Here is a 14,470-nt window from a genome sequence, read left to right on the forward strand (position 1 = left end):
CTAGCAGATAGAGTACAAGCGCAAGCGGGCACGGCGACAGAGTTAAAAACTCTGCAAAATTTAGTTTTTGTTAGTCGGTACTGCGCCAGAAAACTTTCTTTTTTTAATTACGACAATGCTGCCGTTTGAACTTAAGCTTTTCGAAAGGATTTGATCGCTTTGTGCATTAGTAGATTTTTTACTTTTGACTTTATTAGCCTTTTTTATAGTTGATCGAATCTTAGCTAAAGACTGTTTAAATATTTTTTCTGCTTCTCTTAAGGGTAAAATAATGTTGAGTTCTTCTTCTGATAGTGATTCGAACTCCTTTAAACCTTCGCCAATTTTATTTAATTGGAATTTTTCTATCAATTTTTTATTTATAATGACATAGAAATGGTGGTCTCCCATCTGAACTACGCCATAATTAAAGGCACCTAATACATTAAAGCCTTTTAAATTCACTAACTTACTATAAATTAGGAAGCGAAAGATTTCTGTTCGTTCAGCATGAAAAAATTGCTGTTTCTTCGTTAATTGCTTAAGTTTAAGCTTTAAGGCATTTAGCTCCTCATCACTTGCTGTGTAGGAGCTAATTACCTCTTTTAAACGAAGAATTTCATTTTTCCGTTGATTTGCAATTTGTGATAACACGAATAATGCTTTTGATAAATTTTTAAGATTTTTTTCAATAGACGAGTTTTTCTTACCCTTATTCATGGCAGTAATCCAAAGTTGATATTTATAAAATATAAAAGATATACCGCAAATATACAAGGATTTTAGATGTATTTTTACATTATTAAACGTACAACTAATGCCACGACTAAAGGTGGTAAGCCTGCAACAATAAATCTCGTGAGTTTTGTATTAGAGTTAAGTGCAAATCTTTTCACATAAGAAATATATTTCAATGCAAATAATGCACTTGATGCTAAACAGGAAAATAAAACACTCAAGCCAAATGAAAGATAAATTTTATCTAAAGGAATTACTTCGCCCACGAACTTGAAGTATTGATAAAAAATACTAGCTATCATGAATAAAAGGCATAGTACACCTAATCCTGTACCAAAAATCTCTAAATTTTTATCTTTTTCTTTGAAAAGATATTTAGTACAGACCATGCAAATATTCATTAGAAGTGGTATCAATAATAAAGCTACACTAATCAATATGTTAGTTAAGAAAAAACCCTTTGGATCATCGCCTTTTATGAGTAAATATAAAGTAGTAAAAGGCATGAAAACGACAGGGAAAAAATTTAAGTACAGCACTTTAAACTTCTCTGTCTTTGAAATTTCCATTTTACTCTCAACTCTCATACATTCACCTGATACGATATTCAATATTGATGAATTTTTTTACCTAATTTGGTAAAATATTTCATCAAACTGTTAAATATTATTAATTTGCACAATATACCACATATATGACATATATTATGTTAATATCCTTGACTTAAATGTATATTTAATTAGTATTTTCTACAAAGTTATTTTCATGGTGTTCCTATGGACTTAGACCCGATTTCATTATTGAAATCAAAAGTAGTTCCTCTTTTTAAAAATGAACTCGCCGAACTAGATTCTGAAATAGGGATTTGTGAAGTATTTGGCACAAAAGAACAAGTTTATTGTTGGGAAGATTCCTACGGCGTTCATTACTCGTATTCTGACGCAGCAAAAGTTTTCACAATCGGCAGTTACGATGTTATTGGATTAAATCAAGGTACTTGGGCAACTCCTAAATCTGCAATGCGATTTATGGATTACAAGGGTGCCTTTATGATTGTACCTGTTGACAATGCTGCCCCTGAATTGTGGTGTTCTGGGAACTACTACAAAAAGCTATCCCCCAAAACGCCATTTAAAACTAAAGAATTAGCGGGGAATGCGGCTTATTTAGAACTGATCGAAGATAGACGTTCAATGCTCGTTATCGAAGTTTCTATTCGAAAAGAGCTATACCTCAAGAACTTAATGATAGGTGATGAAGATCATTTGGTTTTAGCAACATTAAATGGCTGTGTGATAGTCCCAAGAAAGGGGTGGAGCGAATTTAAATCAGCTTATTTATCTCTGCCCAAACCTAAGAGAACAGAGGCTTTAATCCTTTTACGTTCACTTACTTCTGGATCGCTACAATCAGCCAATCCCCGTGTTCAAAAATTCTTTGCCGAATATAAGGATTTTGCTTCAATTTCACAAAAAACACTTCCTTCTTACCCTCACGCTAGAATGATTTGGTTAGCAGCTTTAGGAGCAGCAGTTTAATGAAAGCCTTTAATTTTGCATTCAAACAAGCCGGTCCTGATTTGCATACTACGCTTTTTAATAACCTTAAGCGGCTTAACAATCACGATTTTGATTTAAAAAATGAAAATCGAGCAAAGCTAGTTTTCCATTCAATAAATGAGAGAATCATGGTCCGAAGTGCTATTAAGCCTTCTGGGATTACTTCTATCGAAGAAACGCTCGATGTTGAGCAAGGAAATAGGATAAAAGGGACCGTAACTTTAAGTCAGATTAAGCAATGCTATTTATCTAAGGATGAAATTGCGAATTTCATTAAAGAAAAAGGGAGAGAACCCAATAATAAGGAAATTTATCCATATTTATTGATGACTGGTGAACGACTAGATCAATACATTGTGACCTTATTTGCTAAATCTGGTATGAATTTAGAGAAATTTATTCATATAGAAAATGGGAGTCGTTATTTCAAGAAAACAGATACATCCTTTAAAGCCATTGATGTTGTTTTCGAAGCAAAAATCACTGATATACAACTCTTTGAAAAGGCTTGGTATAACGGTATCGGTCGTTATAAAACCATGGGCTTCGGTATGTTAAGGGTGATCAACAATGAAGGATGAATTCTTAAATCTTATTGAACAAGTGTTTGGTAAAGATGGTGCCATTGTTAAATTGGGTGGTCGTTATAGTGATCAGCAGCTTCAATATGCTCAGCATGTAGGTCAATCTCTGATTGAAAATAATAAAGTTGCATTTTTAGAAGCTGAGACAGGTATTGGCAAGAGTCTGGGTTACTTTGTCCCTACCTTACTCTATTTATATCTCCAGAAGCGTAATGGTAATAACATAAAGCCCATAGCCATAAGTACTTTTACGAGACAACTCCAAAAACAGATTTTTCTTAAAGACGCACCTTTCGCTAAACAAGCTTTGAATCAAATTGGTCTTGATACATCCGAAATTACCATAGCATACCGCATGGGTAGAACCAGTTTTTTTTCTAAAAGTAGAACACAATTAGCGTGTGAACGTATATTGTTTGAAAACCCAGAAAGAAAAAATGAATTAAATAATTTTCTACGCCATGCACACATTAGTTGTGATTCTGGTACCGGATTAATATCTGACTGGTTAAATGATTACGGTTCATTTCCAGAGGGTATCAAAACTACGGATATTTGCTTGCTCGCAAGACAACAAGTAGATAATGATGCTTACCTCCTTCACCTTCAGCAAGCAAAGAATGCTGATTGCCTTATCACAAATCACGCAACTTTAATCAACTTTAAAAAAGTCGGCATAGAGGCTAATTCATTTAGCGCAATCTTCTTTGATGAAGCCCACAAAATTGAAGGGATTTGTCAGGATCATTTCAATTATCACAGCAGCTTCAAAGAGTTGATCCGGTCCCTCATAAGCACCTATAAAATATTACCCTCTGTTAAAGAAATCGATAGCGCAATTGATCTATTGTCAGAATTACAGAATTCAATTTCGTCCAGACACAAAAGAACCAAAGATAATTACATTACCTTTGCTAACTCTCCGGAGGATATAACTCATTATTTTCAAATAATTGATAAGTCGAGTAAATTACTGAAAAAAGCTTCAAACAAGATAGATAAGTATCTTGAACAAAGCGAGCTTGAAGCTGAAACGGCGAACGCTCTAACAAACTTTGATTATGCTGCTAGAGTATTGGAATTCTGGAAGCCAAAACAACCATATCCGCATATTATTTCTGCTATTCATTTCTCTCCAGTTATACGGAAGATGTCTTTAGCAACAATCAATATTTTTGGTTCAAGACTAATGGCATGGATGTGCAATGAACTCTCAGATAAAGCCATTTATACCAGTGCAACGATTTCCGACAATAAATCAACTCTTTCGTTCAAAGTGATTGCTAATACACTAGGCTACAAAGATGAAGAAATCGGGCAACAATGTTCACTTTCTCCAACCAGATATGGAGAAATGAATTTTGTACTGAGTCAAAAGAAAATTAACTCACCAATACAAACTTTTGATGATGAACAAACAGAATTTGATCCTGATTGGCTGAATAATGTATTAGGGATGATTGAAGCAGCTTATGATGAGGGTGGGGCTGTACTTTGTCTTACAACATCTCACCACGAATCTAAAGTCATTAGTGACCATCTTTCCCACCTATCATCCTTAATTTCAGTTCATAAAAGAAATACTGCTCTGAATGAATATTTGACAGACTTCATTAGTGGGAAAGTGAAAATATTGATTACTTCTGCCGGATGGGAAGGGTTAGACGTTAGACAAGCTGATGGTAGTCAACTGATTAAACATGTTGTCATAAGTAGAATACCCTTTAGCCCTCCTGATGATCTTTTAGAATATTTTTATAATGAATACGTTAAATTCAAGATGAAAGATGGTAAATACCAAGCGCAGGGTATTAGTTGGTTAAATCAAGTCAACAATGTAGTTCCTAAACTTAAGCAAGGTTTGGGGCGTGGTGTGCGAGGACCAAACGATAAAGTAAAAATCTGGATTGCTGACCCTAGAATGCCTCATTCCAATAGCGAACGTGCCAACTCAACGCTTATGTATGCCATTCCTAAACGTTTTCTTATTAACTACTCAAAAGCATCGATATTTGGAGAGCAAAAAACAGAGGTCATCATGATATGAAAAAATTAAAAATCACTCTCGAAATCCTTGCTCCAATTGAGGTTCCTAAATTTCCTATTCATCTGGATGGACTACTATTCTGGTCCATTATTGACCACTCTGAGTTCAGTGAAAGTCAGGCTATAGATTATCTGGATACCATCTTGGATAAGGAAAATGGAATTTATAAAACTTCTGCTCTTATCTATACAAGAAGCCTTAAGCACCCATTAACTGCCTGCGAAACGAACCATCCTACCACGGTTAACTGGAATGAGTTTTCACTTCCTTTATCTAAAAAGGTGGGGACTATCGTAACTAAAACAGGTTATTACAGAAAGAAAATGACCTCTCGAAATGCTCTCTCTGTAGCATTTGTTGAGTTCTATGCGGTTGGTGATGCCAATAAAATTAGACACCTGTTAGAACTTGCAGGATTTATTGGTCTATCTAATAAACAAGGTTACGGAGAAATTGGTGAAATCATCATTGAAGAAATTGAAAATGATTACAGCTTTTTCTTGGAGGATGGCTCTATTGCACGCAATTTGCCAGTTTCAATGTTACCAGAAGGCTATCAAGGCTTAAAACAGCAACTACCACTTAAGCCTCCATACCGATCAGCAGAAAGACATCTCGCTGCGCTTCCCGAATTTACTGTTATCACATATTAATTTTTCTGGAGAAAAACATGACTGTTACATCTAATACTACTGCAAAGAACTATAAATTTGTTGGTACCATAACTACTATTCAACCCGTATCTATTAGCTTGCCTAAAACTACAGGTATGCCAATTAACTCGCATGGCTCTGCATATATCCCTGCTTCTTCTATTCGTGGATTTTTAAGAAGCATTGCTCATCACGCAGTAGTCTTAGAACTCGAAAAAGCAGGAAAAGTACTGTCAGTAGACCAACATTACATGAATGCCTCTGGTGTAGATACTGCCCGAGTGGTCAAGCTTGGTGGGGGGTATGAAGCGGTCAATAAAAATTTACCTATCCGTAAAAAAAATCCCTTACTTTCTCTTTTTGGCAACTTTGTTGTTGGCAGTCACTCTCAAATCGGTAATGCCCTTGCAAGTCCAAATGAAAACCCTCTAGTAGTACTTGGGAATGGTTCACGTAGTCATGTTTTTACTCGTAATAAAGATTTAGTAAAAAGCGTAGATGAAAATGAATTAGAGTATCTACAAAAAGTAATGAGTGCTACAGCAGATACGGCAGAACAAACGGGCAGTATCAAGGATGAAATTTCAAAATTGAAAAAACAATTGAGTAAAGCTGATCCAGAAGCTAAAGCCGCAATTTTTGCTCAAATTGAAACTTTGAATGATGAAATGAAAGAGGTAAAAGAATCTCGTACTGGTAGTACTGAGTCCATTCAGCGAATTCTTGATGGGTTTGAGGCAATTGATGCCGGATACACACTATCACATCGTATACAAGTTACGGATGTTACCGGTGATGAATTCGAGTTCTTTTTGTGGGTCCTTTACAAAGCAGGATATGATTTTCGTATCGGGGGTCACTCGAATCTTGGATGTGGTCAGATTCATGCTGAATGGGATGTTTCGGTTAGCTCATTAAATGATCCGAAACCAACAAAATTGGGCAAAGTTTTAATGGGTGATGATGGATTTGAAACGGTTCCAAACAAAGACGTGATTGATAATAAGTTAGTCTTTGATCCTTCAAAAGTTGAAGAAAAAATTCGTAATGGAACTTATGATTTCACTACTTACTAAACAATCAAACGATAAGTATAAAAGGAGGGGTTAACCCTCCTTTTTTTCGCCTTGTAAAGCCTTATAAGCGATATGCCCTCGGACTAATAGGATCATAGCTACCACACCAATTACAAACGCTATAATCGCAAATGTGAGCTGTATAGCACTAACTGGATCAAGAGCATCTCTCATAAACAATTTTACGCCGGTAAATATTATTAAACCGTCAATGGTCAAATAGAGTATCGAGCCAAAAGTAGAAAACAACCTAAGTCGGGCAGGGGGGTATCTTGGTGTCTTATCTTCCTCTATTGGAACTGGTGATCCTTTAATTGCAAAATAGGTATGAAATATTAACAATATTAAAGCAACAATCATTACTACAATCAGACCGTAAAAGAGAAGCCATGTACCTAATGCTTCATCCATTGATCTATACAGTGCCTCCAGAGCCATGGACCCCACCACACATCCAGAAATCACCGTAAAAATGAAATCCAAAGACACTCCGGAAAAAAGGTATGGTTCACTTCTACCATCCAGATTCTTCCATTCTTTTTCAAACTGTTCTTCTTCAAGCTGATTTTCTTTTTGTTTTTCTTTGATTAAATACTTTGCTAGATGATTTTTTTCCAGTTCAGTGAGGAGATCAAAGTCCTTTCCTGTAAGATCGGCAATATTTTTCTTCTGAACTATATCTATCAATAAAAGTTGTTCTCTTGAAGTCTTTATCACCAAGTAGCCGCGATATAATGTTATTACCGCATATAAGACAGCAAAAATAAAAAAATATGTTTCATATCGAGTAACAAACATAATTAAATCAATAAAAAATTGATTTAATTGAATATCCCCCATGAACACAGGATCAAACAAAAAAGACTTCACCAACCACTGAGATACAATAAACATTGTTGGTAAAGCTATTCCAGTGAATAAGAAAAAACGTCCTTTTTTTATGTTTCCATACAATTTAGCCTGTAATCTTTTCCGATCCATTTCGGATAATCTTTCGAGCTGATGCATAAGTTTGACCGCTTAGAATAATTTTTGAAAAATGTTAAATTTTAAGTTGCTTTCCCTTTACAGACTTTTCATAAAAGCCGTGTTTAGAAGAAATAAGCAAATTTCGTTCAATCAATTTGTTCAAAGAGGGTTGTATTTCGTCCAATGTATAACCTTTAAGAGAATCTGGACGCTCAGATGTGGCACCAATAAAAATTCGATTATTGCCGACCCAATTTAAGATTGCTCTTTGGATTTTACCTATACGCATATTCTTATACTCAGCAACGATTTAGCTATCTGTATTTTCTTCTAAATCAATTGAATCGTCTGAATCATCGTTTTCATCATCCTCACTTCCTTCCTCGTTGTTTTCAAGTTTTTGCTGATAATTAAGCGCAAAATAATAGTCTAAGTCGATTGGTTTTTTAGAGTTTACAAGAGCTAAGTTTTCCGTGAGTAAAGCCTTCATAATGACTTTGGCAGTATTGTCATCGAAAGTACCTAAGAAATGTTCTCCGTAATCATTCATGAATACCTCGGAACTGATTAAGAACTTAATTTGTCTAGGCTTTAAAGACGTAGGAGGTGTGAAATGATTTTTTCGATCGGGATGGCGAAAATGCGAAAGATCATCAGACCACGGAATTGCTTTTTTGGCGTAAGAAATTTTTAATTTTTCAAGTGCCTTCGCCATTCGTGTATTAATGTCATTTTGCTTAAATTCGAAAGTAAATTCGACAGCATCAATGCTATTACCGCTTGTTTTAAGAAATTTATGTTCTACCTTGATATTTGTAAGGGTATTAATTTCCTCTATCGCCGGTTCAATGATTCTAGTTTTAAAGTGGATATGCTGCTTGTACTGATTCTCCTTCATAAACATACGTCTTAGCTCGTCATAGGTGAAAACGAGTCTATTTGTTCTCCAAATTTGACTGTTGAAAATACGATACAGCCGGAGCGAATAGTACGAACTCATTTTCATGATCTGCTTCAATTCATGACGATTAAAGCTGTTATTTTTAAATTTCAACAAATTATAAAAAAACTTAAAGAATTCTTCTGCAAATTGAATGCTGAAAACTTTGGACTTCGGTTCATAATGAAGTTTAAGGATCATCGTTACTTTTTCTGGTACCTCACTACCATCTACCTTAACCAACATCACTGGACTTGATGTAAACCGCTCATAAGCACGTTCCATGATTCTATGGACATTTTGCATACGTGTTTTTCTGGTCCTTGATTCCTCTGCTGTCAAATTATGAGGTGAACCTTTAGTTGTTGTATCGTCATATAGGAGTTGATAGAAGTTTTCGGCAGTGATTGAGACTTTATCTTTAGGATTGAAATCTTCTTTGTTATCCATTTCGTGCTTATGAATGATAGTTATTGCACAGTACATCAACTTCTCAAGATTAATATCAAGATTATAAGAAGCAGAGGGCATTGAACTTAGCGTGGAAACAACATCATGTTCCCGAACCGGTTTCATAATAGCATTTGAATTTGGATCACTCATATTATTAAGCAGCCAGTTACGTTATTTGAAGAATTTTATAAAAAATAAAATAACTTTCACTAAATAACAAGCACTTTAATTTAAATATATGTTTTTAAACAAGTTATAAGTTCACAAATCTGTGTGAATTTATCAAAAATAATGGAACAGAAGTGTGTGAATCCTCAAGATATTGTTAAGTTTTGAATAATCTTTAAACGTATTTCGCTACTTTTAAAATTTTTCGGATGTAAGCCACACAAAAAATTTAAAAAAGGTAGGTATTGTGTGTGATGTACCAAAAAATAATCCATTCCAGTAGGTATTATGTGTTTTTTAAATTAAAAATGACCGAATTCGGTAGGTATTATGTGTGTTTTATTCTCTTTTTTTCTAAAAAGTAGGCATCATGTGTGCCCAGAATCAAATTTTAAATTTTGGGTAGGTATCATGTGTGAATAAATATTTTTATCTATAAATCAAAATTTTAAGATTTAATTTCCATTTCTCAAATTAATAAAGATAAGTAGGTATTATGTGTGCGAGGTCAGCAAATTTCAAAGTTTGGTAGGTATGGTGTGTGTTTAATCCTAATTAGAATCATTAAAAGTAGGTATTATGTGTGCATTCCTTTAAAAGTAACCCTAAAAAGTAGCTATTATGTGTTTTAATCCCTGAAAAGTGGCTTTAAAAGTAGGTATTGTGTGTGCCGAACAGCAAATTTTTACAACATTAGGTAGGTTTCATGTGTTTTCTCCAGAACTTGTAGAACCGCAAAGTAGGTATGATGTGTGTCAACAGATAAAAGAATTAGTTAAAAGTAGGTTTTATGTGTGTTTATGACCAAAAATAATGCTTATATGGTAGCGATGATGTGTGTTTCACCTAAAACTTGATTATTAGAGTAGCTATAATGTGTGTTTTAGAGGTGATTTTAACGGCGTGATTCTTATAATCCAAAGTTAAAATCAATTTTTGGTAAAAAATAATCAGACTGAGCTGTCTAGTTTTAATCGACTAAAAATTAAATTGGCTAAAAAAAATTCAAAGTTTTGGACATTAACTCTAAATAAGAATAAAATAGCTACAAACAAATTCATACTAACTATTAAATCCAATCGCTTGTGGATAAACCTGTGGATGAAAGTAGGTATCATGTGTGTTTGGTAGGTATCATGTGTGTGAAAGTAGCCGTTATGTGTTCCACCAGAGCTATTATGTGTGTGAAAATAGCTATCATGTGTGCTACAGAAGCTATTGTGTGTGCCAAAGTTAAATTAAGGCTTTGAATTTAAAAAATAAAAAAACGCTCATATTCTAACATATACTCTCATATTCTATATATTCTACTATATTCCCAGAAAGGGTCTGGAGCAGGGAGGAGAGAAGCAAAATAAGGATATATAAATATAATAAAATATTAAATTAATGTTTATTATTAAATTAATAAAATATTTATTTAATCATTCATTACCTTTTAGAATAAATAAATTTATATTTATCATTGATTAAAAAACAACATAATTTTAATATTATAAAAAGTGAATTTATCATTCAATAAAAGATATTGGATATGTAAAAAATATATACCTAATAACAAAAAAATTATTCAAAAAGTCGGAAAGGCAGTTTTCAATTCAATCATTTCGTAAAGACTTTTTAAATTCTGTTACTTCATCCTGATTACAAGCATCAAACAATGGCAAAACACTTTCATTCCAATCGCTCATTTCTGCTTCTATCCAGTCACAATCCTTATTACTACAAACTAGATAAGCATTTTCATCCATGTTTAAATTTTGCCGTTTGATTACCCTTTTTTTTAAATTTCCGGTTTTGGGGTCAACAAACCGTAAATTCATAAAGATAGTCTCTACACCATACATCAAACTTGACTGGCAAAGGGGACAACATATTTGTTTAGTCATTATTTCCTATCTCCATACTTTGCATAGCTTTGACGTAAAGACCTTATACTATGTACTATTCCTGAAAAAAATTATAAAAAACAATTTTTTATAAGTAACTATTTCCTAATTTTTGATCGAGTTATTAGGAAATAGTATATTCATATCTGAGGTTATAACTTTTACATAGCGATTTTGTAATAATCTTCGGGTTCACATCCCAAAAGGTCCATGCTCCATAGATTCATATTGATACAATGATTACTGAAACGTTCATTTAGCTCAGCCATTTGTTCAATATTTCGCACATCTATGTCATCCCAAATATCGATCCAAATATAGTCGTATTGTTCATCCGAGGCAGGCTCATACTCATGAATATCTCCATGAATTATTTCCACTCTTGGATCGTCTTTGAAAAAATTTCCGACATATTGAATGATTGCCATGTCAGCTTCAATTATACGAATATGGGTAACTTCTGACTTGGTAAGCATCGCTTCTAAGATCATCCCCATACCTAAGCCGGCAATCAAAACTGATCCTCGTGCATTTTTGAATGCTATCTCGTTACTTTTCAATTCCATTGGCGTATTACTCATTACGGTATAGCCTGTGCTTACTTGCATGAGACGTAAAAATTTACCCGCAGTAATCATTTCACTGTGTTTGCCTTGAAAAGCTTGACGCATATTAAAAAACTTTGCCTCATCTTCACTAACAGTGATTTCTTCAATAACCCAATCTCCAAATCTTTGTGGTTTGACTCGGGTTGAACCATATTCGAATGAATTTTGCATTTTATAAATCCTCAAATTTGTCTAAATTTTAATATATATACCGCAAAAATGCAATATTATAATTTGAATTATTTGTTTTAATTCAATATAATTTTTATGATTGAAAATAAGTCTCAGATTAGCAATCTGAATGACCATAAACCAAGTTTAGAGTTAAGAAATGAACGAATATCAATACACGCATCAAGAAGTAGTACAGATCGGCGCAAAATGGCTGAAACAAGTGATTAAATGCCCTGTAATAGCTCAAGAAATTAGATGTAGTGGCAGTCGAGAAATACCTGATGTTCTTGGCTTTAGATCGGATACGAGTTTTCTCATCGAATGTAAGGCAAGCCGCGCAGACTTCCTATCAGATTTTAAAAAACAGGAACGTCAAGGACTGTGTAGTAGTCTTGGGAATTATAGACTTTATTTGGCACCTAAGGGCATTCTTGATCTTGCTAAGGTGCCTGAAAAATGGGGAATTCTTGAAATTAATGAAAAGGGAAAAATAGAGGTAGTACGTTTTCTACAAGGTAATATCTATTGTGGCACTAGCACACCAGAAACGTATAAAACAAAGGACCCTTTCTTTCATGAATCTGATATTCGAAAGGAAAGGTCCATGTTGTATTCACTTCTTAGACGTTAACCAAGATGCACTCTGAATTGATGCATAAATTCTTGATCCGGTTTAAGACCTTCCTCATCTGGACCAGAGAATAAAGCTGTTATCCAATGGTTATCTATAAAAATATTTTCTTCTAAATTAGCTAGGAAGTCTTTGATATTAAACATCTCAACTGCCTTTTCCTCGTATTGGTCGAGGTGATTGAGACGTAAACTGAATATCTCACCATCATCATATTCAAACAAAATCGTATCAGTTAAAGCATCAAACTTATAACAAATGATTCTTTCAACATCCTCACGGTAAATGTGGTGACAGTTAAATACTAAAACCTTAATCTGTGGAAGGTGTTGATCTTCATTTTTAAACAACTTTTTTAAGCTATTTTCTTCAAAACATAACTTGTAATTGAGTGCATGATAGATTTCGTTATTACTATCTTCAATAAACTCTAACAGGTCAAAAGCAACATTTTGAGGCTCTGTAGCTTCATCTAAAGAAGCTCCTTTAATGATGCATTTTGATAAAATTCTGTATAAATTCGATAATGGGTACATAATGTTTAATCCAAAGTTGATGAGTAGGTATTATATTTGATTTTTTTTGAAATATTTATATTTAACATTGGTTTAACGTCAATTTGTGACGCTTTTAAATTGTTTGATTTTTGATATATGTAATGTACTTGAACTTTAAACAATCATAAACCGCGTGTTCTTAATCCGCGACTGCCATTTATTAGCGTCAGCTATTGTTAAGCGTTAGCGAGCGGGGAGATGAAGAAAATTGATTACCATGCACTCTGCTATGAAGTTATATGAGGACACTCCTCACCATTAAAGCCGGCAATAAAATATTGGTATAGTTGATTTTGGCTATAGGTGGTGCCAAACATAGTAGTTGCTTCTTCAAAGCCTATGCCACCAATTTTACTATCTCGCCCAATTTTCCAAGCTTGCCTTTGATCTTCATCATCAATTTTAATTTTCATTTTTTCTTCAATTAACTCAATATAGTATTGTGCCATCGCTCTGAAAAGATCGACAGTTGCTTGAGCATCAACCAAGGCATTATGAGCTGCTCCAGAATAAACTACATTAGCCTGATCTAAAGCGGCTGCTAACGAAATACTGCCATATTTATTAGTAGAGCCAAAACATTGGGCGGCTAATTTCATAGCACAATGTAGTTCTACAGTTTTCCACCACTCGAATCCATCCTCGAATGCTTTTGCTGTTTGGTTAAGTAACCGACTATCAAACTTTGAATTGAAGATAATACAAATACGATTAGATAATACTGATTCAAGCTCCGAAGCGATCTCAAGCCAAGTTGGAGCTGTTAGAAGGTCCTGATCAGAAATGCCGTGGACCTCAAATGCACGCTGTTTGATACCAACAGTGGGTTTAATCCGGCTTTCGAATTGTTTATTCCCGAATGAGTCAATTACACCAATTTCTATAACTTGATCATTATCATTTAAGCCAGTTGTCTCAGTATCTAAAAATACAGGGTTGAGCAATAAAAGTTCAAAAGCTTTGCGGCAGGCAATCATTTTTTTACTTTTTAATTTATTCCTCAATATGAACGCTTTTCTAGCTTGTACTTGTTTTGGTGATGGTCTTGCGCTGCGAGTCAATAGCGGTACACAATCGGCTTTAAAATACATCTTGCAAATAGTTCCGTAAGAGTTTTTATATGTGCGTGCAATCGGGGCATCCTTTTGGGGGCGTAGTTTAAATTCCTCACGTAGCCTTGATATTGTAAAACACTCAGATTCTAAATTTTTCATAAAACCTCGCACGATTTTAAGGCTTGCCGTTATAATTTAATCAGTATTTTCATACTCAGCTATAGCATCATTCAATTGCTTCATTGAACCGGTAACATAGCTTTGCGCACTGGTGTTTTTGCAAATTTTACTAAGTTGAAACCATCGTTTCATATAGGCTTTTGCTTCTTCTAACCCGCCATAAGAAATGATAATCTTATTTGCTTCTTGTTTTTCCATATTTTTATCTCT

15 protein-coding genes are annotated in these 14,470 nt (G+C 34.1%); 6 read left to right on the forward strand and 9 right to left on the reverse strand.

The genetic code is table 11. From position 1 onward, the window contains the following. Positions 1-60 precede the first annotated feature (60 nt). Together E2583_RS04045 and E2583_RS04050 are read right to left on the reverse strand one after the other, a co-directional pair. On the reverse strand, positions 61-699 hold the full coding sequence (locus tag E2583_RS04045; protein WP_194596759.1) for a hypothetical protein: 639 nt from the start codon (positions 697-699) through the stop codon (positions 61-63). Between the two features lie 74 nt (positions 700-773). After that, positions 774-1,304 carry a hypothetical protein gene (locus tag E2583_RS04050; protein WP_291593396.1) on the reverse strand — a complete coding sequence of 177 codons (531 nt, stop codon included), beginning with the start codon at positions 1,302-1,304 and terminating at the stop codon, positions 774-776. A gap of 189 nt (positions 1,305-1,493) precedes the next feature. Here E2583_RS04050 and E2583_RS04055 point away from each other — a divergent pair, with 189 nt between their 5' ends. Genes E2583_RS04055 through E2583_RS04075 form a run of 5 tightly spaced genes read left to right on the forward strand, consistent with a single transcriptional unit; the run spans position 1,494 to position 6,636 of the window. Next, positions 1,494-2,255 (forward strand): hypothetical protein, encoded by a 762-nt coding sequence (locus E2583_RS04055; RefSeq protein WP_291593398.1) that lies wholly within the window; start codon positions 1,494-1,496, stop codon positions 2,253-2,255. Then, entirely contained in the window at positions 2,255-2,857 is a 603-nt protein-coding gene (locus tag E2583_RS04060) for a hypothetical protein (RefSeq protein WP_194596486.1), read from the forward strand. Before E2583_RS04055 ends, E2583_RS04060 begins: the two co-directional genes overlap by 1 nt. Next, entirely contained in the window at positions 2,847-4,907 is a 2,061-nt protein-coding gene (locus tag E2583_RS04065) for a helicase C-terminal domain-containing protein (protein ID WP_291593403.1), read from the forward strand. The genes E2583_RS04060 and E2583_RS04065 overlap by 11 nt, the downstream gene beginning before the upstream one ends. Next, positions 4,904-5,560, forward strand: a complete 657-nt coding sequence (locus tag E2583_RS04070; RefSeq protein ID WP_194596488.1) for a hypothetical protein — start codon at positions 4,904-4,906, stop codon at positions 5,558-5,560. The genes E2583_RS04065 and E2583_RS04070 overlap by 4 nt, the downstream gene beginning before the upstream one ends. Before the next feature lie 17 nt (positions 5,561-5,577). Then, positions 5,578-6,636, forward strand: coding sequence for an RAMP superfamily CRISPR-associated protein (locus E2583_RS04075; protein ID WP_291593405.1), 1,059 nt, complete (start codon positions 5,578-5,580; stop codon positions 6,634-6,636). 30 nt (positions 6,637-6,666) lie between these two features. Here the strand turns inward: E2583_RS04075 and E2583_RS04080 are convergent, their stop codons facing one another. From E2583_RS04080 to E2583_RS04095, 4 genes are all read right to left on the reverse strand, one after another. Next, positions 6,667-7,644, reverse strand: a complete 978-nt coding sequence (locus tag E2583_RS04080; protein WP_291593407.1) for a hypothetical protein — start codon at positions 7,642-7,644, stop codon at positions 6,667-6,669. 271 nt (positions 7,645-7,915) lie between these two features. Further along, the gene (locus E2583_RS04085) at positions 7,916-9,148 is read right to left on the reverse strand and encodes a replication initiation protein (protein WP_194596492.1); all 1,233 of its coding nucleotides are present in this window, start codon (positions 9,146-9,148) and stop codon (positions 7,916-7,918) included. A gap of 1,616 nt (positions 9,149-10,764) precedes the next feature. Then, the gene (locus E2583_RS04090; RefSeq protein ID WP_291593410.1) at positions 10,765-10,989 is read right to left on the reverse strand and encodes a hypothetical protein; all 225 of its coding nucleotides are present in this window, start codon (positions 10,987-10,989) and stop codon (positions 10,765-10,767) included. A 227-nt stretch (positions 10,990-11,216) separates the two neighbouring features. Further along, positions 11,217-11,834: a hypothetical protein gene (locus E2583_RS04095; RefSeq protein WP_291593412.1), complete on the reverse strand. Its 618-nt coding sequence runs from the start codon at positions 11,832-11,834 to the stop codon at positions 11,217-11,219. A gap of 160 nt (positions 11,835-11,994) precedes the next feature. Between E2583_RS04095 and E2583_RS04100 the strand changes: the two genes are divergently transcribed. Next, a complete protein-coding gene (locus E2583_RS04100) occupies positions 11,995-12,468 on the forward strand; it encodes a hypothetical protein (protein ID WP_291593414.1) in 474 nt (157 codons plus the stop codon). Here the strand turns inward: E2583_RS04100 and E2583_RS04105 are convergent. From E2583_RS04105 to E2583_RS04115, 3 genes are all read right to left on the reverse strand, one after another. Beyond that, entirely contained in the window at positions 12,465-13,004 is a 540-nt protein-coding gene (locus E2583_RS04105; RefSeq protein ID WP_291593416.1) for a hypothetical protein, read from the reverse strand. The two genes, E2583_RS04100 and E2583_RS04105, sit on opposite strands and share 4 nt — an antisense overlap. A 248-nt stretch (positions 13,005-13,252) precedes the next feature. Continuing rightward, positions 13,253-14,239 (reverse strand): 3'-5' exonuclease, encoded by a 987-nt coding sequence (locus tag E2583_RS04110; protein WP_291593418.1) that lies wholly within the window; start codon positions 14,237-14,239, stop codon positions 13,253-13,255. Positions 14,240-14,275: 36 nt separating this feature from the next. After that, positions 14,276-14,458 (reverse strand): hypothetical protein, encoded by a 183-nt coding sequence (locus E2583_RS04115; protein ID WP_194596498.1) that lies wholly within the window; start codon positions 14,456-14,458, stop codon positions 14,276-14,278. Between the last annotated feature and the right edge of the window lie 12 nt (positions 14,459-14,470).

The organism is Comamonas sp., assembly GCF_009360615.1.
Taxonomy (GTDB): Bacteria; Pseudomonadota; Gammaproteobacteria; order Burkholderiales; family Burkholderiaceae_C; genus Comamonas.